Origin of the sequence: Mesorhizobium sp. LCM 4577 (genome assembly GCF_001854795.2) — a bacterium.
Taxonomy (GTDB): Bacteria; Pseudomonadota; Alphaproteobacteria; order Rhizobiales; family Rhizobiaceae; genus Mesorhizobium; species Mesorhizobium plurifarium.
The window spans coordinates 156,051-177,848 of sequence record NZ_MDDU01000004.1; the positions used below are offsets into that span (position 1 = coordinate 156,051).

The 21,798-nt window shown below is 62.7% G+C and carries 26 protein-coding genes and 1 riboswitch; of the genes, 10 read left to right on the forward strand and 16 right to left on the reverse strand.

The features are described 5' to 3' along the window. Nucleotides 1-140: 140 nt before the first annotated feature. Complete coding sequence (locus LCM4577_RS09230) at nucleotides 141-3,653, forward strand: tetratricopeptide repeat protein (RefSeq protein WP_244508262.1); 3,513 nt, start codon at nucleotides 141-143, stop codon at nucleotides 3,651-3,653. A gap of 23 nt (nucleotides 3,654-3,676) precedes the next feature. After that, a complete protein-coding gene (locus LCM4577_RS09235; RefSeq protein WP_071030864.1) occupies nucleotides 3,677-4,444 on the forward strand; it encodes a hypothetical protein in 768 nt (255 codons plus the stop codon). 63 nt (nucleotides 4,445-4,507) lie between these two features. On the opposite strand, the gene LCM4577_RS09240 is transcribed toward LCM4577_RS09235, so the two are convergent. The 4 genes from LCM4577_RS09240 to LCM4577_RS09255 all read right to left on the reverse strand — a co-directional run bounded on the left by LCM4577_RS09240 (nucleotide 4,508) and on the right by LCM4577_RS09255 (nucleotide 7,850). Then, nucleotides 4,508-5,518, reverse strand: coding sequence for an ABC transporter substrate-binding protein (locus tag LCM4577_RS09240; RefSeq protein WP_071070861.1), 1,011 nt, complete (start codon nucleotides 5,516-5,518; stop codon nucleotides 4,508-4,510). Further along, nucleotides 5,511-6,287 carry an ABC transporter ATP-binding protein gene (locus tag LCM4577_RS09245; protein ID WP_071070863.1) on the reverse strand — a complete coding sequence of 259 codons (777 nt, stop codon included), beginning with the start codon at nucleotides 6,285-6,287 and terminating at the stop codon, nucleotides 5,511-5,513. Before LCM4577_RS09245 ends, LCM4577_RS09240 begins: the two co-directional genes overlap by 8 nt. Continuing rightward, nucleotides 6,284-7,054, reverse strand: a complete 771-nt coding sequence (locus LCM4577_RS09250) for an ABC transporter permease (RefSeq protein WP_071030985.1) — start codon at nucleotides 7,052-7,054, stop codon at nucleotides 6,284-6,286. Before LCM4577_RS09250 ends, LCM4577_RS09245 begins: the two co-directional genes overlap by 4 nt. Before the next feature lie 187 nt (nucleotides 7,055-7,241). Then, a complete protein-coding gene (locus LCM4577_RS09255) occupies nucleotides 7,242-7,850 on the reverse strand; it encodes a YkoF family thiamine/hydroxymethylpyrimidine-binding protein (protein ID WP_071070865.1) in 609 nt (202 codons plus the stop codon). Continuing rightward, nucleotides 7,841-7,953: riboswitch (TPP riboswitch) on the reverse strand. (Overlaps the previous gene by 10 nt.) Before the next feature lie 207 nt (nucleotides 7,954-8,160). Here LCM4577_RS09255 and LCM4577_RS09260 point away from each other — a divergent pair. Both LCM4577_RS09260 and LCM4577_RS09265 read left to right on the forward strand, forming a co-directional pair. Beyond that, a complete protein-coding gene (locus LCM4577_RS09260) occupies nucleotides 8,161-8,505 on the forward strand; it encodes a hypothetical protein (RefSeq protein WP_040980536.1) in 345 nt (114 codons plus the stop codon). A 155-nt stretch (nucleotides 8,506-8,660) separates the two neighbouring features. After that, the gene (locus tag LCM4577_RS09265) at nucleotides 8,661-8,870 is read left to right on the forward strand and encodes a hypothetical protein (RefSeq protein ID WP_040980534.1); all 210 of its coding nucleotides are present in this window, start codon (nucleotides 8,661-8,663) and stop codon (nucleotides 8,868-8,870) included. A 228-nt stretch (nucleotides 8,871-9,098) separates the two neighbouring features. Here LCM4577_RS09265 and LCM4577_RS09270 read toward each other — a convergent pair whose 3' ends face one another. The 3 genes from LCM4577_RS09270 to LCM4577_RS09280 all read right to left on the reverse strand — a co-directional run bounded on the left by LCM4577_RS09270 (nucleotide 9,099) and on the right by LCM4577_RS09280 (nucleotide 10,059). Next, the gene (locus LCM4577_RS09270; RefSeq protein ID WP_071070867.1) at nucleotides 9,099-9,329 is read right to left on the reverse strand and encodes a DUF2934 domain-containing protein; all 231 of its coding nucleotides are present in this window, start codon (nucleotides 9,327-9,329) and stop codon (nucleotides 9,099-9,101) included. Nucleotides 9,330-9,435: 106 nt separating this feature from the next. After that, complete coding sequence (locus tag LCM4577_RS09275) at nucleotides 9,436-9,645, reverse strand: hypothetical protein (protein ID WP_040980526.1); 210 nt, start codon at nucleotides 9,643-9,645, stop codon at nucleotides 9,436-9,438. Between the two features lie 114 nt (nucleotides 9,646-9,759). Then, complete coding sequence (locus LCM4577_RS09280; RefSeq protein WP_040980524.1) at nucleotides 9,760-10,059, reverse strand: DUF1236 domain-containing protein; 300 nt, start codon at nucleotides 10,057-10,059, stop codon at nucleotides 9,760-9,762. A gap of 159 nt (nucleotides 10,060-10,218) precedes the next feature. Here LCM4577_RS09280 and LCM4577_RS09285 point away from each other — a divergent pair, with 159 nt between their 5' ends. After that, a complete protein-coding gene (locus tag LCM4577_RS09285) occupies nucleotides 10,219-10,620 on the forward strand; it encodes a DUF982 domain-containing protein (protein WP_244508263.1) in 402 nt (133 codons plus the stop codon). A gap of 195 nt (nucleotides 10,621-10,815) precedes the next feature. On the opposite strand, the gene LCM4577_RS09290 is transcribed toward LCM4577_RS09285, so the two are convergent. Both LCM4577_RS09290 and LCM4577_RS09295 read right to left on the reverse strand, forming a co-directional pair. Beyond that, nucleotides 10,816-11,037: a hypothetical protein gene (locus tag LCM4577_RS09290; protein WP_040980520.1), complete on the reverse strand. Its 222-nt coding sequence runs from the start codon at nucleotides 11,035-11,037 to the stop codon at nucleotides 10,816-10,818. A 217-nt stretch (nucleotides 11,038-11,254) separates the two neighbouring features. Beyond that, nucleotides 11,255-11,554 (reverse strand): DUF1236 domain-containing protein, encoded by a 300-nt coding sequence (locus tag LCM4577_RS09295; protein WP_040980518.1) that lies wholly within the window; start codon nucleotides 11,552-11,554, stop codon nucleotides 11,255-11,257. 252 nt (nucleotides 11,555-11,806) lie between these two features. Between LCM4577_RS09295 and LCM4577_RS09300 the strand changes: the two genes are divergently transcribed. Together LCM4577_RS09300 and LCM4577_RS09305 are read left to right on the forward strand one after the other, a co-directional pair. After that, entirely contained in the window at nucleotides 11,807-12,727 is a 921-nt protein-coding gene (locus LCM4577_RS09300) for a DUF1236 domain-containing protein (protein ID WP_041010704.1), read from the forward strand. Nucleotides 12,728-13,010: 283 nt separating this feature from the next. Next, complete coding sequence (locus tag LCM4577_RS09305) at nucleotides 13,011-13,358, forward strand: exopolysaccharide production repressor protein (RefSeq protein WP_244508264.1); 348 nt, start codon at nucleotides 13,011-13,013, stop codon at nucleotides 13,356-13,358. A 260-nt stretch (nucleotides 13,359-13,618) separates the two neighbouring features. Here the strand turns inward: LCM4577_RS09305 and LCM4577_RS09310 are convergent, their stop codons facing one another. Continuing rightward, entirely contained in the window at nucleotides 13,619-14,026 is a 408-nt protein-coding gene (locus tag LCM4577_RS09310; protein WP_040980512.1) for a hypothetical protein, read from the reverse strand. A gap of 549 nt (nucleotides 14,027-14,575) precedes the next feature. On the opposite strand from LCM4577_RS09310, the gene LCM4577_RS09315 reads away from it, so the two are divergent. Then, nucleotides 14,576-15,118, forward strand: coding sequence for a DnaJ domain-containing protein (locus tag LCM4577_RS09315; RefSeq protein WP_041009393.1), 543 nt, complete (start codon nucleotides 14,576-14,578; stop codon nucleotides 15,116-15,118). 721 nt (nucleotides 15,119-15,839) lie between these two features. Here the strand turns inward: LCM4577_RS09315 and LCM4577_RS09320 are convergent. Next, the gene (locus LCM4577_RS09320) at nucleotides 15,840-16,631 is read right to left on the reverse strand and encodes a hypothetical protein (protein ID WP_071030853.1); all 792 of its coding nucleotides are present in this window, start codon (nucleotides 16,629-16,631) and stop codon (nucleotides 15,840-15,842) included. Between the two features lie 361 nt (nucleotides 16,632-16,992). Here LCM4577_RS09320 and LCM4577_RS09325 point away from each other — a divergent pair, with 361 nt between their 5' ends. Beyond that, nucleotides 16,993-17,283, forward strand: a complete 291-nt coding sequence (locus tag LCM4577_RS09325; RefSeq protein ID WP_131803216.1) for a hypothetical protein — start codon at nucleotides 16,993-16,995, stop codon at nucleotides 17,281-17,283. Nucleotides 17,284-17,409: 126 nt separating this feature from the next. Here LCM4577_RS09325 and LCM4577_RS09330 read toward each other — a convergent pair whose 3' ends face one another. The 4 genes from LCM4577_RS09330 to LCM4577_RS09345 all read right to left on the reverse strand — a co-directional run bounded on the left by LCM4577_RS09330 (nucleotide 17,410) and on the right by LCM4577_RS09345 (nucleotide 20,019). Beyond that, the gene (locus LCM4577_RS09330) at nucleotides 17,410-17,706 is read right to left on the reverse strand and encodes a hypothetical protein (protein WP_198541032.1); all 297 of its coding nucleotides are present in this window, start codon (nucleotides 17,704-17,706) and stop codon (nucleotides 17,410-17,412) included. A gap of 192 nt (nucleotides 17,707-17,898) precedes the next feature. After that, entirely contained in the window at nucleotides 17,899-18,315 is a 417-nt protein-coding gene (locus LCM4577_RS09335) for a TadE/TadG family type IV pilus assembly protein (protein WP_071070871.1), read from the reverse strand. Continuing rightward, nucleotides 18,305-18,757, reverse strand: a complete 453-nt coding sequence (locus LCM4577_RS09340) for a TadE/TadG family type IV pilus assembly protein (protein WP_040980501.1) — start codon at nucleotides 18,755-18,757, stop codon at nucleotides 18,305-18,307. The genes LCM4577_RS09335 and LCM4577_RS09340 overlap by 11 nt, the downstream gene beginning before the upstream one ends. Further along, nucleotides 18,754-20,019 carry a pilus assembly protein TadG-related protein gene (locus LCM4577_RS09345; protein WP_071070873.1) on the reverse strand — a complete coding sequence of 422 codons (1,266 nt, stop codon included), beginning with the start codon at nucleotides 20,017-20,019 and terminating at the stop codon, nucleotides 18,754-18,756. Before LCM4577_RS09345 ends, LCM4577_RS09340 begins: the two co-directional genes overlap by 4 nt. 281 nt (nucleotides 20,020-20,300) lie before the next feature. Between LCM4577_RS09345 and LCM4577_RS09350 the strand changes: the two genes are divergently transcribed. Then, the gene (locus LCM4577_RS09350) at nucleotides 20,301-21,521 is read left to right on the forward strand and encodes a TadE/TadG family type IV pilus assembly protein (RefSeq protein ID WP_071070875.1); all 1,221 of its coding nucleotides are present in this window, start codon (nucleotides 20,301-20,303) and stop codon (nucleotides 21,519-21,521) included. 31 nt (nucleotides 21,522-21,552) lie between these two features. On the opposite strand, the gene LCM4577_RS09355 is transcribed toward LCM4577_RS09350, so the two are convergent. Continuing rightward, a complete protein-coding gene (locus LCM4577_RS09355; protein WP_040980982.1) occupies nucleotides 21,553-21,783 on the reverse strand; it encodes a hypothetical protein in 231 nt (76 codons plus the stop codon). Between the last annotated feature and the right edge of the window lie 15 nt (nucleotides 21,784-21,798).

A 21,798-nucleotide genomic window follows, 5' to 3' on the forward strand; every position in this document is an offset into this window, starting at 1 on the left:
CGCCCTTTCTGTCCTTCCGTCCAACCAAGCCAAGCGCATAAATTCAGCCCTTGCAATTTTTGCTTGCATTAAGGAACAAAAAGAGAACTATATAAGCGACCGCGGCAGCAGCCGCGGTAACTCCGGGGGGAGGATCAACAATGTCATGCCGCATCGGCGCGTTTTTGCGCGCGCTTGCTGGTGAGGTTTCGCGTGGGCCGCTGATGGTCCTGGCGGGGATGCTGGTGCTTGTCGGGCTGAGCGAACCGGCGCTCGCTGCTGTCAAGGACCCTGCCCTCTGTTTCGGSGATGAAAAAAGCGCCGGTGATGCCAAAGCCGCAGCCGACCGCCGCATTGCAGCTTGCAGCGTGATTGCCGAGGACGTCACGGGGGCATCCTCTTTGCGCGCCAAGGCTTATTTCTTCAGGGCCATGGCCTTGGACGACAAGCAAGACTGGGATGGCGCGATCGCCGATTATGGCGAGGTGATCGCGCTCGATCCCAAGCAGACTTCGGCCTACTTCAATCGCGGCACCGACTGGTTCAACAAGGGCGACGACGACCGCGCGATCGCGGACTTCAACATCGTGATCAGCCTCGAGCCGTCCGCGAGCGACGCATATTCCAGCCGTGGCTCGGCCTTCCTGCGCAAGGGTAAGGTTGACGCGGCCATCCTCGACTTCCAGCAGGCGATCGAGGCTGATCCGGGAAACGGCAGGGCGCATGCCGAACTCGGCTCCGCCTTGGCCGTGACGGGCGAGCAGGAAAAGGCGATCGCCGCATATGACGAGGCGATCCGGATCGATCCGACGGACGTGACCGCCTTGGTCAACCGCGGCATCGCCCACGCCGCCAAGGGCGGATTCGACCGTGCTATTGCCGATTACGACACTGCGCTGGGCATCGACCCCAGGAGCGCCGACGCCTATGCCAAACGCGGCGCCGCCTGGGCCAACAAGAAGGAGTGGGTTCGCGCGATCGCCGACGCCAACAAGGCGATCGAGCTCGATGCTGGAAACGTCGACGGCTATTACTACCGAGCCGTCGCCTGGGCGGGCAAAGGCAACGACGAACGCGCCATTGCCGATTTCGGCCAGGTGATCGCACTTGATCCGAACGATGCCGGAGCCTGGTTCGCCCGTTCGCTGATACGAGCCCGGCGCGGCGACGCTGCCGGCGCGGCGGCCGACTGCCGCAAGGCCATCGCGCTCGATCCGAAGAAGACTGGCAGTTGCGACGCGGGGCTGGATGTCGGCGAAGCGGTGGCCGCGGAGACCGCGTCCAACACGGATCTTGCCTCGTTGGCCAAGCAGTTGGAGGCCACCGGCAGGCAGATCCGTTCCAAAGAAGCTGCCGCGCAAATCCGGGATGCATTGAAGCAGCAGGTCTCCGGCGACGTGCCCGGCGCGATCGCTTCCTTCGGCTATGCCATCTCACTCGATCCCGACAATGCCGAGGCCTATTACGACCGGGCGGTCGCCGCGGCCTCGCAAGGCGACAATGCCCTTGCCGCGAGCGACTGCCGGCGCGCCGTGGAACTCGACCCGAAACGCGCCGGCGCCTGCGCCGCGCTCATGGCCGGCCAGAAAGCCGTTCCGGCAACGGGAACTTCGGACCAGTCTGCCCAGGATCAGGCCGCCGCGAAGATACTGGTCGAACGCGCAGGCGCGCGTCTGGTGAAATACGGGGTCGACGGCGCGCTGCTCGATTTCGACAAGGCGATCAGCCTCGATCCCAAGAATGCCGACGCCTATCTGGGACGCAGCCGCGCCAGGACGCTCAAGGGTGACCAGGCCGGCGCGGCGGCGGACTGCCGGCGGGCCGTCGAACTGGATCGCGCACGGTCGGGAAGCTGTGAGGAGCAGCCTGCCGGCGATGAGGGCAAAGCTGCGCCGGCGCCAGACCTGGAGCAGTCGAAGCAGGCCGGCGCCGCTTCGCAAACCACACATCCGAATTTGTCGGCCACGGACGACACTCTGGCTGCAAAGTCGATGGAGACAAAAGACCAGCGCGCGCTGCAAGCGATCCTCGGCGGCGATGCCTGGCTGGACATGGGCAAATACGACAAGGCGGTCGGCTCCTATGACGTGGTGATCGCGCTCGAACCCGACAACCGCTTCGGCTATTTCGGCCGCGGCAGGGCCAGAGCAGCCACACGCGACTACGGCCAGGCGATCGCCGATTTCGACAGGGTCATTCAACTCGCCCCCAATTTCGCTCCTGCCTATTCTCGCCGCGGCCTCGCCAAGGTGACATCCGGCGATGTCGATGGCGCCCTCGCCGACTGCGACCGGGCCGCCACGCTCGACCCGAAGGCGCGCGACGCCCATTACTGCAAAGGCATGGCCTGGCACGCCAAGGGCGACGCGGGACGCGCGGTCGCCGCCTATACGGTGGCGATCGGCATCGATCCCAAGGCCGACGCCAGCTATTACGCGCGCGGTATGGCTCGCGCCGACCGCAAGGACTATTCCGGCGCGATCGCCGATTTCGACCAGGCGCTCAAGCTCGATCCAGGCAATGGGGACTACGCCGTCGCCCGCAAGGCGGCGGTGGCGGCGAAAGGCGAAAGCGGTGAGGCCGGCGCTGCGGAGGGCACGGACCTGCGGGCCGCTATGCCGCTGTTGAAGCGCGGCGACGCGTTCTACGCAAAGCGCAAATACGACCGCGCTGAAGCTGAGTACAGCCGCGCCCTGGCGCTCGCGCCAAACGAACCGTCGACCTATTCGGCGCGCGCCAGGGCGCGCATGCAACAGGGCGACTATGACGGGGCCTTGGCGGACGTCAACAGAGCGCTTGAGATCGATCCATCCTATATCACAGCCTATTATGCCCGCGCTCTTATACTGACAAAGAAGCGCGAGCCGGAAAAAGCCATCGCCGATTACACCCGTGCGATCGAAATGAAGCCGGACTTTGCCCCGCTTTATTTCGGGCGTGGCAGCACCTGGTACTCTATCGGGGACTTCGATCGCGCCGCCGCCGATCTCGACCGGGCTCTCAGGCTCGATCCTAAATCCGACATGGCCCGGCAAGGTCGTAAATTGGCGATGGCTGCCAAGAAAAAGGCTCTTGCCTCGAAGACGTCGGGCGGGATGGCGAGGCATAGCGACCRGCAGACGGCCGCCTCAGACGAGGCGCCGCAAACTCGCGGCTCAGAAAGCGCCCAGTCATTCTTCACGAGGGGCAACGCCCTATACGACAAAGGCAACTATGACGGTGCGATTGCGCAATTCGAACAGGCGATCGCGCTCGATCCGGGCTTTGCGCCGAGCTATTACGGCCGCGCTCAGAGCTTCACCCTGAAGGGGGACTACGACCGAGCTCTTGCTGATTACGACAAAGCGATCAGCCTGGCCCCCGCCGAAGCGAAGGTCTACGCCGATCGGGGTCTCGTACGGATGGGCCAGCACGACGGCGCCGGCGCGTATAGCGATTTCGAGAAGGCGTTAAGCCTCGATCCCAATAACGTCTATGGCTACTTTGGCAGAGGAGTGATTAGAACAACCACGGCGGATTATGACGGAGCCATTGCCGATCTTAGCAAGGCTATCAAGCTCGATCCCAAGTTTGCTGCCCTTTACAACGCGCGAAGCCGAGCCTGGGGGGCTAAGGGCAACCATCAGCGTGCGGAAGCCGACCGCAAGAAGGCGCTGAGCCTCGGGGCGGAGTGAGAAGGGTGTCGGAGCGCAGGCGGATGTCACCTTGGAAATGGCTGCAAGTGGTGGCGGTCGTCCCCGTGAGCATCATTGGGTCTAACGTGATGCCAACGATGTTCGGCGGCGGACATCGCCACCATCAGCCAATGGCGATGCCGCCCCGGACGCTGACCACCGCCGACATCGATGCCGAGATCCGGAAGCAGAATCTCGGAATCTTCGAGGCCATCGCCCGGGAATTTCCGGACGACTACGATGCGATGCTGCGCAAGATCACTGCCGCGGCCCAGGCTGGAAACCAAACAGAAGTGCGCAATATCAGCAGGCAGGCGGTCGCCGATCTCCGGCACAGATATGCACCGCTGCTGCCCACGGCCCCCGACAGCAATGCTTGGGAAGTGCTTTCGGCGCAACTCGACATGCTCAATCATGTCATGGCGCGCGAAACGCCGGCCACCTGCAACAATTACCTGCGCAACGGGCCGGACGCGATCAGCGCGCCCGGCCACGATTTCCTGGCCGACATGGACAGGATCGGCGCCGCGCTGTTCCGCGCCTACGGCGCCGCCAAAAGAAGCGGCCTGCCGACGGTCGCGCCCAGCGATCAGGATTGGTCGCTGGTCGCTGACATTTTCAAAAAGATCGGGGGCACGCCGGCCGAGATGGAGGCCGTCTCAAACGCCAACCCGGACTTTCCGGGCCTGTGTCCGGCCATGGCGAAATTCTATGAAGCCGCCCTGTCGCTGCAAGGCGAACCGGGGTGGCACATCAAAACCTCGCTGCTTCGCACCATCGTCAAGAATTAGGCTCCGCACCGGATTTCCCGGCAAGGTCCCGGCGCAAAGCCGCGTTCCTTCGGCGCTTGGCCGCTACCCCAGAAACTCGTTCGTGAAATACGCGCCCAAAGCCGGCTTGTCCTTCAACGCCTTGCCGTTGCCGTCAAGCAATATCCCCGAGGCAAACAAATACCCGCCCATCGCTTCCATCTTGGCCTTGTCCATCGTACCGATGGCGCCGTTTGCGCTCTTCAGGAAATGGCCGTCGTTCAGCGCCTTCAGCGATGCATCGATCAGCGCCGGGTTGGTGAGCGTGTCCTTGTTGGCGGCGATCAGCAGCTCGCCTGCCTCCTGGGCATGATCCACGGCGAATTCGTAGCCGCGCCGCGTCGCCTGGACGAAGGCCGCGGCGGCCTTCGGGTTGGCGACGAGGTAGGCGTTGCTGGAGACGATCAGCGTGGTGTGCTCGTCCGGCACGCCGTAATCGGCGTAGCGGAAGCTGCGCTGCTTGAGGCCCTTCAGCTCGGCCTCGACGCCTTCCCAGGTCGAGACTTCCAGCGTGAAATCTACCGCGCCGTTGGCCAGTGCGTCGTAGGCGGAGGTGCCCAGCGTCACGGTCGAAAAATCGCCCTTGCCGCCGTCATGGCGGATGATGGTCTGCAGCAGCGCATTCTCCCAGGCGCTGCCGAAGCCGCCATAGGTCAGGCCGTCGAGATTTTTCGGACTTTGAATAGCGGTGCGGTCGGCGTTGAAGACGACGCGGCCGGTCTCCGATTGGACGACGGCATAGACGGCCTTCAGGTCGGCTCCGGCGCTCTTTTGCGTGAACAGGCCGAGCGAGCCGGAAATGCCGAAATCGGCATTGCCACTGGCGACCAGCGTGCCCGAACCCGTGTCGCCATAGGGCAGGATCTCCACCTCCAAGCCTGCGTCGCGGTAAAAGCCTTTGTCGCGCGCCACGAACAGGCCAACGTGGTTGGTGTTGACCGTCCAGTCGAGCGCGACGGTGATCTTTTGCGATGCGGCCCGGGCACGCGTGGCGGCTCCGGCAAATGGCAGGCTGGCGGCCAGAAGCAGCGCCTGGCGGCGGGTAATATCAATCATTTCGGTTCTCCATCGGGTGTTCGTTGATTGGGACCGGCCGGCCAAGCAGCGTGTCGAGGATGTCGGCCTCGATCGCCGCCGCCTCGCGGGCGAGCTCGGCACTTTCGGTGCGCGGGCGCGGCAGCGGCACCGCCACTTCACGCACAATCCGTGCGGGGCGCTCGGACAGCACATAGATGCGGTCGGACAGAAGCACGGCCTCGCGCACGTCATGGGTGATAAGCAGCGCCGTCCAGCGGTGGCTCCGCCAGATCGTCTCCAGCCAGCGCTGCATAGCCGCGCGGGTCAGCGCGTCGAGCGCGCCGAAAGGCTCGTCGAGCAACAGCATGTCGCGCTGCTGCACCACGGTGCGCAAGAGCGCCGCGCGCTGGCGCATGCCGCCGGACAGCTCGGCCGGCCAGGCGCGCTCGAAGCCGGCAAGACCGAACTCGGCGAACAACGGCGCCACGCGCTCGCGCGCCGTGCTGCGCTTCATGCCCTGCACTTCCAGCCCCAGCGTCGCATTGTCGATGATGCGCCGCCACGGCATCAGCGCGTCGCGCTGCGGCATGAAGGCGAAGCGGGCGCCGTCGAGCGGCGCGCCGTCGAAGCGCATCTCGCCCTCGCCCCGGATCGCGCCGGTGAGCAGTTGGAACAATGTCGACTTGCCGGCACCGGAAGGGCCGAGGATCGAGACGAATTCACCCGCCGCGACATGAAGCGAAATGCCGGCCAGCACCTCGAGCGCGCCAAAGCTTTTGCGCAGGTCGCGGAGCTCGAGGCGCTTCATCGCCGGCCCTCCCCGGAAGGCCTGTTGCCGCCATGCCCCGCCCTTTCGCCCTTTGCATTTTCCCACGGCATGGCCAGGCGCTGCACCAGCACGGCAAGGCCGAACAACACCAGCGTCAGCGCCGAGCTGACGGCGACCGCCGCGAGCACAAGGTCGGGCCGGAAATTGTTCTTGGCGCTGAGCATGTAGATACCCAGCCCCTTCGCCGCGCCCGCATATTCGGCGAAGATCGCGCCCACCACCGCATAGGTGATGGAGATCCTCAGGCCCGCGAAGAAATAGGGCAGCGCCGACGGCAGCCGCGCGAGCCAAAAGATGCGCCAGCGCCCTGCCCCCATGGCGGCGAGCAGCTGGCTGATTTCGGTGCTCGTGGCGGCGTAGCCCTCGACCAGCGCCACCATCATCGGGAAGAAGGTGACCAAAGCCACGAGCAGTATCTTCGGCAACAGCCCGAAGCCGAACCACAACACCACCAGCGGCGCGATCGCCACCAGCGGCAAGGTCTGACTGGCGATCAGCAGCGGGAACAGCGCCCGGCGCAGGGGGGCCAAAAAATCGACCAGCGCCGAGAGGATGAAGGCTGCGACGAGAGAGAAGGCGAAGCCGGCCAGCGTGGCGCGGATGGTGGGCAGCGTGTTGTCGGCCAGTGCCGCGCGATTCTCCCAGGCTTGCGCCAGCACGCGGGACGGCGCGGGGAGCACAGTAGGGGCTATGCCGCCGAAGCGGGCGTAGAGCTCCCAGGCGGTGAGGAAAAGGGCGAAAGCCAGTGCGGCGGGGAAGAAATTAGCGAAGGTTCGCGTGAAGGTTAATCTCTCCCCTTGCGCGGGAGATTGGCCGTCGCGACCGCTTTCGCCAATCGTCGAAAGTTCTCTCGACGAAGCGCCCTCTCCCCCGCGCAAYGGATCGTACCAAACAGCCACGACATCTACCTCGACAGCTCGAGCTTGCGCGGGCTCAAACCGCGGTCGGGCTGTTCGCCGAAATCGTTATGTCGAGCGTCACATGCCCGGCGCCAGGGCCGAAGCGGCAGAACGCCTCGTTCAGCGTGGCGAACACCGCGCCGGCGTCGCCGCGCAGCTTGGTGCAGAAATGCTTCGAGCGCTCGAAGACGCCGGACTGTTTCAGGAAGTCGATGCAGCCATAGATCTCGTCCATGTGGTCACCGGTGCCCATCACATAGAGCGAGAACTGCGCCGCCACCGCCTGGCTGGTCGAGGGTGTCGCATGCACGGCACTGAGCGCGGCCGCCTTGCGTTCCTCGAGCGGGATCGCCGGGCCGCCGATCTCGTCGGAGCGGCAGATCGGGTCGTCCGGCTCGCCGGGGCAGCCGCGCGAGACCGCGGCCGACAGCACGCAATGATTACCGCTTTTGGCGGCCGCCACGAACAGGTCACGCATTGCGGGAAACAGCACTTCGGGCGGCCCGACCAGCAGCGTTGAAATGTCGTCGGTCTCGATCCRCAGCCTGTCGCGGTAAGGGTCGAGCGCACCGAGCGCGCCAAGGATGACGCCGACGAAATCGTCGGCCATGGGATAAAGGGAAATCTGTGCGCCGGAAAACATGGCCCGCCTCGCTCCGCTGGTATTATCCAGATCAGCTTTAGGGTCCGGAGGCTTGCCGCCACCATCTCAGCCCCGACCGTACGGAGCACCCCTGTGGATGGCCGGTTAAAGCACTGTTCGAGCGAAAGGGGAAGCGTTTTTTTGCAGAGCCAATTGGGCGGGGAGCCTCATCTCCCCCGAAGGGGAGATGGCCGGTTATGAGATTTTCGCGGATTCTTTATAGCCGCTTTATCGTTCAAATTGTACGAATCGCGCTTGCTTACTTTTCGTACATAAAGTACGATACTTCCCTTCTTTTGAGGGGACTTGCTTGGACACCGCGAACCATGCCGCTTTCGCCGACCTCTCCCGCCCCTTGCTGTCGCCACTGCCGCTCGCCGAGCGCGAACGTCTTGCCGGCGCATGGCGCATGGCCAGCCAGGACATCGCCGACGACATCCGCTTCATCCGGCAATATCTGAAAGTGATCGCCGAGAAGGACGAGCGGCTTTCGACCGGCACGCTGGTGCATGGCCGCGCCTATGTCGAGGCCTGCGCGGCCTGGCTGCCGGAGACTGTGGCGCGATATTCGCGCAATCTGAGGCTGATCAGCGAATGCGAAAGCGCGATGACGGCGGCGGGGATAAGGTTTGCCCGGTCGAGCGATGCGTGGTGAGTCCGGACAATCGCAGCGCTGCAACCCTTAGGCCACCCGTCGCAAAATGCATCGTTTCACACAATTGCCAATTGGTGGACGCGCACGAGCGGCCGGTGGTTAATTCCTCTCAGGCGAAGGAGGGTAAGCCGCATACCAGGGAGGAATTCGTTTTGATGGACCAGCGCATCGACATCGGCATACAGCCCGACGACCAACCCTACGAAGTCACCTCATTCGCCCGGAAGCACGGCCTGACTATCCCCGTCGCGGACGCGGTCCTTTTCGCCAAGGGTCCGTCGCCGTCGCGGGCCGCCTGCGACACGGCCGCGCTGGCTTTCCTGTGCGCGGTCGCGCGATACGCCGGAAAGCAAGGACGGCGGTAGCCCCGCCTACCAGCTGAACTGCAGCCCCGCGCTGCCGCCGACCTGACTGCCGGCGAAGGCAATGCCGAGCGTGCCGGTCAGCCGGCCGCCATGGGCAGTGAGGGGAAGGCTCGGTGCTGCCGATACAGGGCGCCACAAATCGACGTGCCGGGAATCGAAGCGCGAGACACGGCCGCGCCTTCACCTTCCGTGGATCGAATGAGGCTTGGCAGCGGCGGTCGCCGGAGATCAGGCCTTGGCTTTCGGTTTGACCGCCTTTGCCTTGGCGGGGGCCTTGGGTTTGGGCTTCTCGGCCTTGGCGGCGGCCTTCTTCGAACTCTTCGCCTTCGGCTTGCCTGCGGCATCGATCTCGGCGGTCGCCTGATCCCAATGCTCCATGTGGGCGCCCTCGGGCCGGCCGGCCTGCTCCCAGATCTCGTGTGCCCGCTGGCGAATGCGTTCGTGCCTGTCGTCCGTCACTGTCGCCTCCTGATGTTGGGACGGTCCCCGGCGCGAACATTAGCCGAATTTTCACGCGGCGTCTTCGCTATCGCATGCAAGCGATCGACTTTGACGGCAATTTCGCTCAGTGTCCGTCGATGACGACCGCGACGCCCAGATGCGCTGCCTTCTTTGTAATCAATCCGGCCAAATCCGCGTCAGAGCGGTCGGTTCCTGTACGCTGGCGCAGCAGGGAAATTGCCTCTTGCATCGACAGCAGGCCGGTTCTGTGCTCGGCCAGCAGCTTGTCGACCATGGCGGCGACACTCGGCGATTCGACGTGTGGATGATGCATGGCAACGACTCCTCCTCGTTGCCTCCCAAACCCGCTGTTGATCCTACGCCCTATGTCCACTTAGGAGAAGAGCCCGATCCTGCAGATGGACCGGGCTCCTCGGGGGATCACACGTTACTGGATCACCTGGACGACACGGCGCGTGCCGGGGTCGATCAGCACCGTGTGGTCATTGACGACGGCGTAACGGTACTTCACATCCGGAACCTCCTGCAGTTCGACCGTATCYGGCACGGTCGAACCGACGCCGAGCTCAAGGCCAAGCACGTTCACCGAGGCGATCGGGTGCTTGTGGACATACTCCTTGACCACGGTCTGCTGCTCGGGGGTGACGATCACCTCGTCCGCGGCCGCGATGCCGATACCGGCCATCAGTGCCAGGCCAGCTACAGCTGGAATGAGGGTGGTTTTCATCGTTTCTCTCCTGTTGCGTTGGCGAGCTCCGCCTTGCTTCCGCGGGCGGAAACATAGGCACGTCGAACATTTGAGCTCCGGGGGCAAACGCGGCGAGCGAAGTGTTGTTCCGTCAGCAGCGACTAATTGATTGGGCGGAACCTTCGCATCGGCCCAGCATTGGAAGGTACTGAAACTTCTCAAGACTTTGAAACCGTAGGCGGCGGCGTCATGCGAAAAGATTCCATCAGAAGCGACATCGAATTTCGGTCCCCGGTGGCGATCGCAGTCGGTGCCGGTTTCAAGCGCGAAATCGCCTCGCTGACCGCGATGCAGAACTTTCTCAAGGAGTGGCCGCCGGCTGCGCGGGACGAGAGCTACCTCACGGCGCTGCGCTCCTGCGAGGCGGCGCGTGCCGCAGAGATCGATCTGGACGAGGCGCGGCAGGCATTCCTGATCTTTGCGAAGAAGGCGGGGATCGAGTGGACCGGTGCCGATCCGGTCGTGGTGCTGCGCGAAGCAAAGATCAGGCGCAGCCGGGCGCGCGAAAGCCGAGCCCAGAACCGGCACGTGCCTGGATAGACCTTGGCTCAACCTGACAAAGGCCATTTTCCTTTGAGGCGATCGAACGCTCGCACTCCGTCATACGGCTTTGGATCTTCGGTCTGCGCATACAAAGCCGGCAGACATTGCAGCACCGCCCCGCACGCCTGCAGACCGCCGCCTCGCCGGCTGACGGTCGACTTCATTTCTCAAAGATTTTGGCTGACAGCGCTATCAGTTCGACGCCGATTCGCCGAGCGCCTCGGTGACAAAGGACGCGGCGATCAAGTCGTCCGCGTCGATGCGTAGGGAGCCTTCACCGCCCCCCATAATGGCGGCGACCTTCTGAAAGGTCTTCATTTCATGCTCCGTGATCCGGGCGTCCTGCATTCTGGCCTTAAGATCGGCCACCCGCATCCCGAGCGAACGGGATGTTCCGATTTCACGTTTCGACATGTCGGTTAGTCTCCTCCTCGCCCGCCCATACCTGTTCGCCGCCGCCCGAGTCCCCACGCTGCCATTGATTTGTGTTGTCTCTGAGACAGCGCGGACCCAGAGCCGCTAACTCAAGCGCAGGGGGAAGGTTCCGTTAGCACATGGTAACAAAATAATAACCGGTTAACGGCCCGCCGCCTGGACCGGCGGCGGGCCGTCCGATTTGACGCAGTATCAATCAGTCGAGGACCTTTACGATCTTGCGCGTGCCCGGGTCGACGATCACCGTCCGGTTGTCGACGACAACATAACGGTATTTGACGTTCGGCACCTCGTGCAATTCGACCGTATCGGGAAGCGTGCTGCCGATATTCAACTCGACGCCCGGCACCTTCACTGAGGCCAGCGGCTGCTTGTGCACATATTCCTTGATGACGGTTTCCTGCTCAGGCGCGATGACGACATCCTGCGCGGCAGCGGCGCCAATGCCTGCCAGAAGTAGGAAGCCAGCGGCGGCGGAGGTGAAGTGCATTTTCATTGGTTGTCTCTCCTATGTGGACTGTATCAAATCGCCTCGATGCTGCGCCTGCGATTTCCCACAGCGGGTCGGCATTGCCGTAACGCCATTCGCCTACCCTTGTTCCTGCAAAATTCAGACTCGGACTCGCAAAAATACCGCCGCCGTGTTCCGCGAAACCATCATCTGCGCCCCGGCGCAGCAATTTCGGAACAATGCTTTTCGGGCGGGGTTTTCTCAACGAAGGGACCGAACTTTCCGAGGAGAAATCCCATGAAACACCTGCTTATCACGAGCATGATTGCGCTCGGCGTCGGCTGCGGCGCCGCGATGGCCCAGACCGAGTCCGCACAGCCGAGCGGCGGCGATAATTGCGCGGCCGGCACGGCCGATTGTCAGAAGGGTGGCAAGGCTGGCGGGCAGGCTCAGGGCGAGATGAAATCGAAGACTGAAATGAACGCCCAGGGCAAGGCCGGCGCCAACACCGAAGAGCAGGCCCAGGGCAAGGCCAAGATGAAGACCGATGAACAGGCCCAGGGTCAGGCCGGCACCGGTACCGATCAGAACGCCCAGGACAACACACAGTTGAAGAAGAAGCAGGCGCAGGGCAAGGCCGGCACCACCGAGCAGAACGCTCAGGGCAACACTAAGATGCAGACTGAGCAGAATGCCCAGAGCAAGACCGGTACGACCACCGAACAGAATGCCCAGAACAAGACCAGGACCCAGACTGACCAGCAGGCTCAGGGTAAGACCGGCACGACCACCGAGCAGAACGCTCAGGGCAATACCAAGATGCAGACCGAGCAGAATGCCCAGGGTAAGACCGGGACCACCACCGAACAGAACGCTCAGGGCAATACCAAGATGCAGACCGAGCAGAATGCCCAGGGCAACACCAACGTCGAGACCGACCAGAACAAGACGGCCTCGATCAACAACGTGACGGTGGAGCAAAAGACGCAGATCACCCAGGTCATTCATGAGACCCATGTCGAGCCGGTTCGCGATGTCAGCTTCGACGTCTCGGTCGGCGTCGAGGTGCCGCGTCACAAGGTGCGTCTGCACCGTCTGCCGGCCCGCATCGTGAAGATCGTGCCTGCCTACGAGTCCTATGAGTATTTCGTGCTGGCCGACGGGCGGATCGTCATCGTTGACCCGGATACCTACAAGATCGTTGTGATCCTGAGCTGACCAGGTCAGCATAGCGGATAAAGGCCCGCCTAGGTGCGGGCCTTTTTTCGTCCATAGACATGCGAACACGCTCGGCATCCGACTGCACATGCGTTGCGGTCCATCAGAGGTGTGTTAATCCCACCGCCGAGGGAACGATCCGGCGCAATTCCCAGTTGTCACACGGAAGTCCTGCGTCCGTCGTCCCTATCGGGACCGGACGAAAGGGCGATGGACCAGCCGGCAGGTCGTTCAAGCTTGCGGTCCACCCGGAAAAGGTGCATGGGTCAAGATGGGTAGAGATATGGGCGAGATCGCCGATGGCCGAATGTGGTCGCGGCGCTCGGTTGGGCAAATGTATTTTCCGCAGTTTCTTGTGGGAATGGCGGCAACGCTTCTGGTCATCCTCGGCTGGACCTTCATGTCCACGGGATCCGGCTGGATGGCGATCGGCTGGACGTTCCTGGCGGCCGTGGTTCTGCAGGCCGGCTATTTCGTGGCCGTGCTCTGGCTCGTGCACGGCGAAACCCGCGTGACCGACGAAGGCAAGGCGGACGCAAGCTCGGCGCCCGCGAAGATACCCGGTCCGTTCGAGCGCGACGGCATCATCCACGCTCTCATCTTGCGGCTGTTCCCGACACTGCTTCCCTGATCGCTTTGCGTGGGATTTCGCGGTTGGCAGCGGCCTGGGAGGCGGCCGCGCTGCATAAGCCCGGCACGCTACATACTTTGCTCGAATGCAGGAGCCGGGCTACGTTCTCGGTATCAGGGCTCCGAAGCACCGTAAATTTGCATCGCCGTCGGCGACCGCCCTTAACGAATTGCCGCGCGGAGCAACGCAAACGGCAGGCTTGCAGCCGTCGGAACTATAGCCCGGGCTGGCTGCAATCCTGCCGAGTTTGCTGAGCTAGACTAGCGTGCGGTGGCCGGCGAGGCCGAGCGCACCGTCTCCGGCGACGAGAAGACGACGAAGCCAAAGACCAGCACCGCAGCAGCAACGATCAGCGAGCCTATCGCCACGACCGGCTCTATCTCCGGATGGCCTGCAGCCAGCATCCAGTAGAGCGCGGGCAACATGATGACGATGCCGACCGTGTAGAGGCCGTAATGGATCATGGCGACGCGGCGTTCGGCCTTGGCCGGGTTGAGCGCATAGTAGCCGCCGAAGATGGCGCTGGTGACCCAGCCAAGAAGGTTGATGTGGGCATGCGCCGGGAAGGCGCCGTGATCGCCCGAAATCGCCATCTGCAGCCCGGCGGCGATGCCCAGGATGAGAAAGACTATGGCTGTCTTGAAGAAAAGCTCCGAAACCCGTGGCATTTTGTTGTCCTCCCAATGCCTCTAAAGCCGACTCCACGAAGTCTACATCTTGCAAGCCATATTAGCCATGGCGCACTTAAGTCGGTGCCGCTTTCGGGCGAAAGCTGCGAGGCGGGCCGGCGGGTTCGCCAAAAAAATGGCTCGCCTCTTTCGAGGCGAGCCAAAAAGGGAGCCGGGCTTGAGGTCGGCTCCCATCCAGGTTGCCACCTGAATTTCAAACATAGCTAGCGTAGCAGAGTGCGGAATTTATTCCACCGCGGTCGCGGATCGGTCCGTAAGCTTCCATTCCGTACACCAGAGCAAGCCTTTTCGCCGATCAGGCGCCCGCGAACCAGCGCGCCTACCAAGACGTCCCTTCCCTGCTGGCAGGCGGGCGAAAGCGTGTGCTTCAACGTCCCAAATCCGGCTCGAAGTTCGTGCAAATTGCGGCGGGGCATTTGCGCCGGCCGCAGCGGTTCGGGACCGGCCCGGCTGCGCCTTGCAAGCGCGCGGCATTTGGGCGATGCTTGGATTTGGGGGTGGTTTCCGTAATTTCGGAAGCACGATTACATGTTCATCGACTATTACGAACTTCTGGAAATAAGCCCGAACGCCAATTCTGAGACCATCGAGCGGATCTTCCGCTACTTTGCCATGCGCTACCATCCCGACAATCGGGAAACCGGCAATGAATCGCGTTTCAGCGAGATCGTCGAAGCCCACAATACGCTTCGCGATCCGGTCAAACGGGCACAGTACGACATCCTTTATCGCGAGCATCTGGGCCTTCGTCACGAGCTCACGGAAGGCGCGCGCGACGGCGGCGGCATGGAGAGGGATAGCGTCATCCAGGCCAATCTGCTGTCGCTTCTCTATGTGAGGCGCCGGCGGGACGTCAACAATCCGGGCATCGGTGACGAAGAGCTCGAGCGTCTGTCGGGCTGCCCCCGCGAGCACCTGGAATTCCATCTGTGGTACCTCAAGGCGAAGGGCTTCATCGGCAGAACCGAGAACGGAACATTCGCCATCACCGTCGAAGGCATCGATCACGCCGGGGCCAAGCACAGCACGGGTCGAACCGATCCTACCCGCCTCCTCGATCACGCCGATTAGGGCGTTTCACCGTTTCACGGAAACGGAAGGCCTTATCTCGTTGTTTTAGGCAATTCCGGACGGAAAGCCGCTCACATACTGTTCCTGGAATTGCTCTAGGCCGATCATCAAAAGCCCGCCTACTGGTGCCTGAACCAGTGGCGGGCTCGATGAAGGGACAGCTACATCCCCGAGGAATCGACTGTCGTCTCCTTACTTCCCTGTAGCTGGGCTCGGTTCGCCGGGGGCGGCGGTGTCTAAGCCATGCACCGTGGCGGGCAAGAACAGGGAGTGCAGGATACATTGGCGTTGTGGCCCACCGAATACAAGGCGACTGAGGTCCGACGCGCCAATCGCATTAGGCCGGCGCTGACCCATTGACGGTCAGGAGGCTCCGCCAGGGGCTTCATGCAATCCCGCGTGGCCGGCGGCTCGAACGTTAAAAGTTGTTGCCCGCCTATGGGGCCAGCGATAAGTGTATCGCGGTACGATACTTTTGCGAAAAGAACGTCGGCAACGCCCGAACATTTCATCTCCAAGAAAGCGCCGGCCTTTCGTCAAAACAGGTGGCAACCTGTGGCGGGAACCGACACCCGACCATGCGGCTCCCGCTTTGGCTCGCCTCGATCGAGGCGAGCCATTTTCCTTTCTGAGACCCCAAATGTGCGGCCGCCGACACAGAAAAGCCGCCGGGCGAGGCCCGGCGGCGTCTTCGTTCGCCCTCTGGTCGGTTCGACCGGCCTTATGGGGTCGTTGTGGTCGATGTGGTCGTCGTCGCCGTGGCAGCGGCAACGGCGTCGATCTTGCCTGCCAGCGTATCCTTCGCCCAAGCGGTGACGTCGGCGTCGACCGGCTTGTTGGCCATGTCGGCGAGAGCCGTATCGAGGGACGCGTCGGTCGGAGGCGGCGTATTTGTCGCCGTGTCCTGTGCGGCAGTGAGCGCATCCTGCGCTTCGGTCAGCGCGGTTTGCGCATCGGCGAGTTGCTGAGCGGTCGGGACTTTGTCGGCCGGGGTCGTGGGATCGTTCGCAAGGGCGTTCAGCGCGTCGAGCTTGGCCTGGGCGGCATCCACAGCCGTCTGGGCAGCATCAACCGCGGCCTGCGCGTTCTGGGCCGCCGCGGCCTGCGCCACGTAAGCCTGGATGCCGGCGAACTTCTTGCTCTTGGAATTCATGTAGGCGTTGATGTTGCGCTGCAGCGAGTTCAGCCGGCCGAGCTTGGCGTGAAGGTTCTTCTCCTTCGGCGTGGCAGCCGTCGTCGTGTCGTCGGTCGAGCTGTCGTCGTCGGAAGCGCTGTCGGTGCCCTTGTTGTGGCCCGGGGCCGTGGCCGACTTGCCGTGCGAAGCACCGCTGTTGCCGTTGCCTTTACCGCCGGCGTTGCCGCCGCCGTTTCCGTTGCCGCCGTTGCCGTTGCCGCCACCATGGCTGCCGCCATTGCCATGGCCGCCACCATTACCGCCGGCGCCGGCAAGCGCCGGCGCGGCCGTGAGCGCAAGAATGGCAAGGGATGCCAGGAGTGTCTTTCGCAATGTCATTGTGCTTCTCCGCAGATGAATCGTCGCATGGCCCAACCGCTAGGCAGCCTCTTATGAGAATTTCCTAATGGCGTCGGATAAACTTTAAGCAATTGCGGTCGCGAAATGAGAGCATGGCGGCAGCCGCCCGGCAATTTTCGGGAAAATTACCCTTAACTTATTGAAACTTAAAGAAAATAAAAGGGCCGATCGTCCTTGGGCCGTTTGGAACAATGAGGGCCCTTGTCCCGCCGGACCATGGTCCGAAGAGGTATTTCCAACCGAGAAATCCCCGCGATCGGGAACAAATGCATCCGTCGGAACTCTGCCCGAAGGTCAGGGTTAAACAAGCGAAGGGACATTGCGTAAAAGGATAGTCATCATGAGCCGAATTCTTCTCACCGCCGCCTTTGTTGCTTTGTCCTGTGGCCTGGCCACGGCACAGTCGGGTACGTCATCGGGCACCTCGTCGTCATCGTCCACCACGACCACGATGCCGAACAGCCAGGGCACGGACCAGACCACGACGAATTCGACCAACCCGAATTCGGCCAAGGATTGCGCGCCTGGGCAGCAGACCGGCAGCGCGAAGCAGGCCGCGCCTGGCCAGCAGGACACAAGCGCCAAATCGAACGCTCCCGGCCAGATGAAGACGACCACGGAAGGCTGCTAGCCTAGGTTGGCATAGCTAAAGCAAGTGGGCAGCGTTGTTTGCGCCCGGAATTGCGCGAAAACAAAGTCTTGCGGTTCGGCGATCCTGCGGAATGCCGAGCCGCACCAGCTAGGTTGTTTCGCTCCGTTAAACCGAAGAGTTAAGCTTCGTGCCCTCGCCGTCCGTCGCGGCGTCGGACGCGGCGTCCGGCTCCTGATCACCTGAATCGGTCGGGGACAGCACCGTCAGATCCATCCGAGCGATCCGGGACGCCGCCTTTCCTTGCGCGTTCGGATCGCTGGCATCCGTCTCGGAAACCGAAGCCTTTGCGAGATGGCCGACGCTTTCGGCGCTGTTGCCGGGGAAGGTTTCCGACGACGTATGGGTCTTGCTCGGACGATGCACTAAGCTGGTCGCGTGCTGGCTTCCTACAACAGAGGTCATGGCTGCGCTCCTGAGATGGATAACAGCAAACCTCTAGCATTCCGGGCTGGCGCCAGGCTTGCGACTTTAGAGATTGCTAAAATAGCGCATGGATGCCGCGTGCCGAGTTCCCGGTTGGTTGTACGTGCCCTGCAATTGCGGATGGAAGTCTGTAGCAAAGTCGCCGGGCGGGACCGCTTTACTGGGGTCGCCCTAACCGCCGACCAACGGCACGGTCACCGAGGTCGTGTAGCGGATCGGAAAATCGCTGAAATAGGGGAAGCTGATGACGAAGGCGTAGCTGGCGTTGACATGCGCCATGCGGAAGCCGCCGCTCGCGGGGTCGGTGGTGATGGTGACACTCACATTCCGCAGCCCGAGCGCTTGCAGCTTCTGCGTCGCGATCGCCTGGATATCGGTCTGGGTCAGCGTGTTGTTGAGCTGCAGGGAGCGCGCGGAAGCTTCGAGCGCGTAGCGCACGCTGGATATGCTGTTCATCGACCAGCCGAAGGCGAAGATGCCGAACAGGAGCATGATGAGAAAAGGCGCGACYAGCGCGAATTCGAGACCGGCGCCGCCCGCTTCATTGGCCGCAAATGCCGAAAGCCGGAGTCTTCGTTCAGCGCACACGGACCACCTGCTGATGTCTCATCGCGGTGTTGTCCGGGAAGGGGCCGAAGGTAAAGGGCGGGATCCAGGTGCCCGACGCCTGGATCTGAACGTAGATCGAGGGCCACTTGGATCCCGCACACATGGTCGACGACGATGCGACCACAGTCGTTCCGCATTTGTATGTGCGGCTCACCGTGACCGCCGCATCGGCTGGCTTGTTTTGCCAGCTTGCGAGCGCGGCGGCCTGGGTGGCGCTGTCGTTAGCCCCACCGGCCAACAGCAAGTTTGCCGCTGTCTTCACGCCGGAGCGCATCGCCAGCGAGTTGGAGACGTAGGACCAGCCGTCCATGATGCCGAGCAACGCTGCGCATAGAACCGGCAGGACCAGCGCCAACTCCACCGCGGCTATGCCCGTCTTGTCGCGAACGGCCGTAAGAAATTGCCTGGCCACAGGTTTCACTCGACGATCGCAACCGACGGCGCGGCCGGGATATCCGCGCCCCCGTGTTTCGAGCAGTCCTGATTGATGGTCGCATTGCCCGACCACTGGATGGTGTCGGCAACGACCTGCGTGCAGCCGTCAAGGCCCGAGAAATTGCCGAGGTAATTGACCTGCTGCCTGGGGAAATAGATCGCGCCGGTAAGCAAGGAGGTCGCAGTGCCGTTGAAGGTGCTCTGCGCCGCGGCCCCGGTCCTGTCGCCATAAAACAACACGCCGGAATACGTGCCGGAGGTCGGCGCGCTCAGCGTCACAGTGGCGTTGCCGTTCATGCTCACCGTCGAGCTGCCGGCCATGTAGATGGTTACGCCGTCGGTGCAAGGTGCGGTGCACGTAATGATCGCTCCCGCGTTGATCTTCAGATTGCCCTGCAGGACGTAAACGCCAGGATCAAGTGTGACGTTRCCGTTGAGGTTCATGCCGCTGCAGTAGGTCCCGGGCTGGATCGTTTGGGCCGTCTTGTTGCCGTTGACATTCCTGCAGGGGTTGGTGGCCGCAGGCACCGGCAGGCTGGCAAAGGGGTCGGATACGGGCAAGGCTTGGGTGATCGGAGCATTGCAGGTCGTAGTCACCGGATTGTTTAGTGAAACGCCGCCGACCGTAATCAGGCAGTCGGTGGTGAGGCTGGCCGATCCCTGCACCTTGATGGCGTCGCTGGCAGTCGAATCCGACATGACCGAGCAGCCTTTGAGCTTGACATTGGTGCTGCCGGAGAAAAGCGCCGCCTGCGAGGCCGAAGGATTGAGCGCCAGCACGCAGGCCTTCGAAGCATTGGTGACCAACGCCACCGCCCTCGCCCGTTCCGGCACCTTCGTCTGCGTGAAAATGGAGGTGAACATCCGGTCGAGATTCTGGTTGAGGATGACCTCCACCGCCTTCTTGGCCGTATTCGGTCCCGACGTCGGCGGGGTGTTGACGACGATCGTACCCGAACCCAGGCCATTCGAGGTGGCCGATGACGTGGCGGCCACCGTAATAGCCGCGGTGTTGGATCCCTGGATCTTTTCCAACGCCCCAGCATAGGCGGCCGCGTCGGCGATCGCCTGAAGCTTCAGGCTCGAATAGTACCAGTAGGAGGTCTCGACGCCGAGCCCCGCGCCGCCGACGACGACCGGCAGGGTGAGCGCGAAAATGGTGGCGACATTGCCGCCCCTGCTCTCGCAAAGGCGTCGAAAAAAAATTTGAGAAAAAAGATGTCTGAAAGAACCACCCAAAAAGGCCATGGTCGAGCGCGCCCAAGCTATCCCAGCCGTCACGACATCATTGCGATGTGAACGAATGCCTAATTATTTCGCTCGATTTGCGCCGGTGGGACCCCAGCGCTCCACTGTCCCGACCTTGCGCCGCGCGGACTAAGACCTAAGGCCCACAATATATCGGACTTAAGACATAAGCGTCTGTAAAAGCTAATGTTTTAGCGCTTTCTGCATTTTAACTTTTTTGCAAATCGCTCGTTGAGACGGCGCGCATATCACATACCGCATATCGGCGAGGATTGGGCTCCATGTTGGGACGGTTTTTGGCATCGAGGCGCGGCAACTTCGCGATCGCGGCCGCGGTCGTCATGGTGCCGCTCATGCTTGGCGTGGCGGCATCCGTCGATCTGATAGGCACGAGCGACGACGCCGCGCAGTTGCAGAACTCACTGGACGCGGCCGGTCTGGCGATCGGCACGAAATACCAGGCGAGCATGTCGGCGAGCGAGGTGCAGCAACTCGGCCAGACCTTCTTCGCAGCCAATATGAGCGCAGCCGACGCGCAGGAGCTATCGGGCGGCAGCCTCGCCGCCTTCCAGGCCAGCGCAAGCGGCGGTCCGGGCGCCTACTTCATTTCGCTGTCGTCGAGCGTCAGCCGGCCGGCCTTCATCAGCGGCATGCCGGCCTGGCAGGCGACGCGCAACGCCTCGGTCAAGCTCAAACCCGGCGCGCAAGCCTGCGTGCTCGCGCTCGATCAGCACGCCGACAGCGCGGTCAGCCTGCAAGGCTCGACCGATGTGGCGATGAACGGCTGCGTGATCGCAGCCAATTCGGACGCGCCCGACGCCATCAGCCGCGGAGGCTCGGCGATCGTCAGCGCCGGCTGCGTCTCGACGGTGGGCGGCACGCAAGGGCTGACGCCGCCCAATGCCACGCTTTCCTGCGGCGCGCCGCACGAGAACCAGTATGCTTCGTTCGATCCGCTGGCCGACGTCGTTCCGCCTGCCTACACGCTCTGCCTGCCGGTGCCCAATGGCAAGACAGTGACGCTCTCGCCGGGCACCTATTGCGACAAGACCTTGTCTGGAAAGATCGCCCTCAAACCGGGCACCTACATCATGCGCAACGTCACCATAAAGCCGGGAGGCAACGGCAGCCTGAGYGGCCAGGGCGTGACGATCTTCCTGATGGAAAACTCGCAGCTCACCATCAACGCCAACGAGCAGGTGAACCTCTCGCCGCCGACGAGCGGTCCTTACGCCGGCATCACCATCTTCCAGGCTCATGACAACACTCAGCCGCTGTTGCTCAACGGCGGATCCGGCTCGGTGGTGAGTGGCTTCATCTACGCTCCGGATGCCGCCATCACCTACACCGGAAACTCGGACATGAACGCACAGGGCAGTTGCCTGCGGCTGGTCGGCGACACTATCGCGATGATAGGAAACTCAGCCGTAAAGTCGGAATGCACGGCCGAACTCGGGGGCCGGGCGGCATATGCGGGCCGGATGATCACCCTGGCGAAATGAGCACCAATCTTCCGGTCTGGAAGAGATTGCGCTAGCCCATGATATCCGCGCCCGGCTGCTCGTCGAAGAGCACCGCGCAGCCGCGCTCGAGCGCGACCTGCGTCAAGGCGTTGGTCGCGTCCTCGTCCGACGAGACGAAATCGCCAGTCAACACGCGCAATTCCTCGACCGCCTTCGACATCGCCACGACACGCCCGGCCAAACGGTCGCTCGCGCATGCGTCGATGACGCACAGAAGATCGATGAGTTCGAAATTATCCATGGCGGCCTCCGCCAG

Coding starts and splice junctions, on each gene's coding strand:
- LCM4577_RS09235 (WP_071030864.1), top strand. CDS start 3,677: ATGTCACCTTGGAAATGGCTGCAAGTGGTGGCGGTCGTCCCCGTGAGC.
- LCM4577_RS09240 (WP_071070861.1), bottom strand. CDS start 5,518: ATGATTGATATTACCCGCCGCCAGGCGCTGCTTCTGGCCGCCAGCCTG.
- LCM4577_RS09245 (WP_071070863.1), bottom strand. CDS start 6,287: ATGAAGCGCCTCGAGCTCCGCGACCTGCGCAAAAGCTTTGGCGCGCTC.
- LCM4577_RS09265 (WP_040980534.1), top strand. CDS start 8,661: ATGGACCAGCGCATCGACATCGGCATACAGCCCGACGACCAACCCTAC.
- LCM4577_RS09275 (WP_040980526.1), bottom strand. CDS start 9,645: ATGCATCATCCACACGTCGAATCGCCGAGTGTCGCCGCCATGGTCGAC.
- LCM4577_RS09290 (WP_040980520.1), bottom strand. CDS start 11,037: ATGTCGAAACGTGAAATCGGAACATCCCGTTCGCTCGGGATGCGGGTG.
- LCM4577_RS09295 (WP_040980518.1), bottom strand. CDS start 11,554: ATGAAAATGCACTTCACCTCCGCCGCCGCTGGCTTCCTACTTCTGGCA.
- LCM4577_RS09300 (WP_041010704.1), top strand. CDS start 11,807: ATGAAACACCTGCTTATCACGAGCATGATTGCGCTCGGCGTCGGCTGC.
- LCM4577_RS09305 (WP_244508264.1), top strand. CDS start 13,011: ATGGGCGAGATCGCCGATGGCCGAATGTGGTCGCGGCGCTCGGTTGGG.
- LCM4577_RS09310 (WP_040980512.1), bottom strand. CDS start 14,026: ATGCCACGGGTTTCGGAGCTTTTCTTCAAGACAGCCATAGTCTTTCTC.
- LCM4577_RS09315 (WP_041009393.1), top strand. CDS start 14,576: ATGTTCATCGACTATTACGAACTTCTGGAAATAAGCCCGAACGCCAAT.
- LCM4577_RS09320 (WP_071030853.1), bottom strand. CDS start 16,631: ATGACATTGCGAAAGACACTCCTGGCATCCCTTGCCATTCTTGCGCTC.
- LCM4577_RS09325 (WP_131803216.1), top strand. CDS start 16,993: ATGAGCCGAATTCTTCTCACCGCCGCCTTTGTTGCTTTGTCCTGTGGC.
- LCM4577_RS09330 (WP_198541032.1), bottom strand. CDS start 17,706: ATGACCTCTGTTGTAGGAAGCCAGCACGCGACCAGCTTAGTGCATCGT.
- LCM4577_RS09355 (WP_040980982.1), bottom strand. CDS start 21,783: ATGGATAATTTCGAACTCATCGATCTTCTGTGCGTCATCGACGCATGC.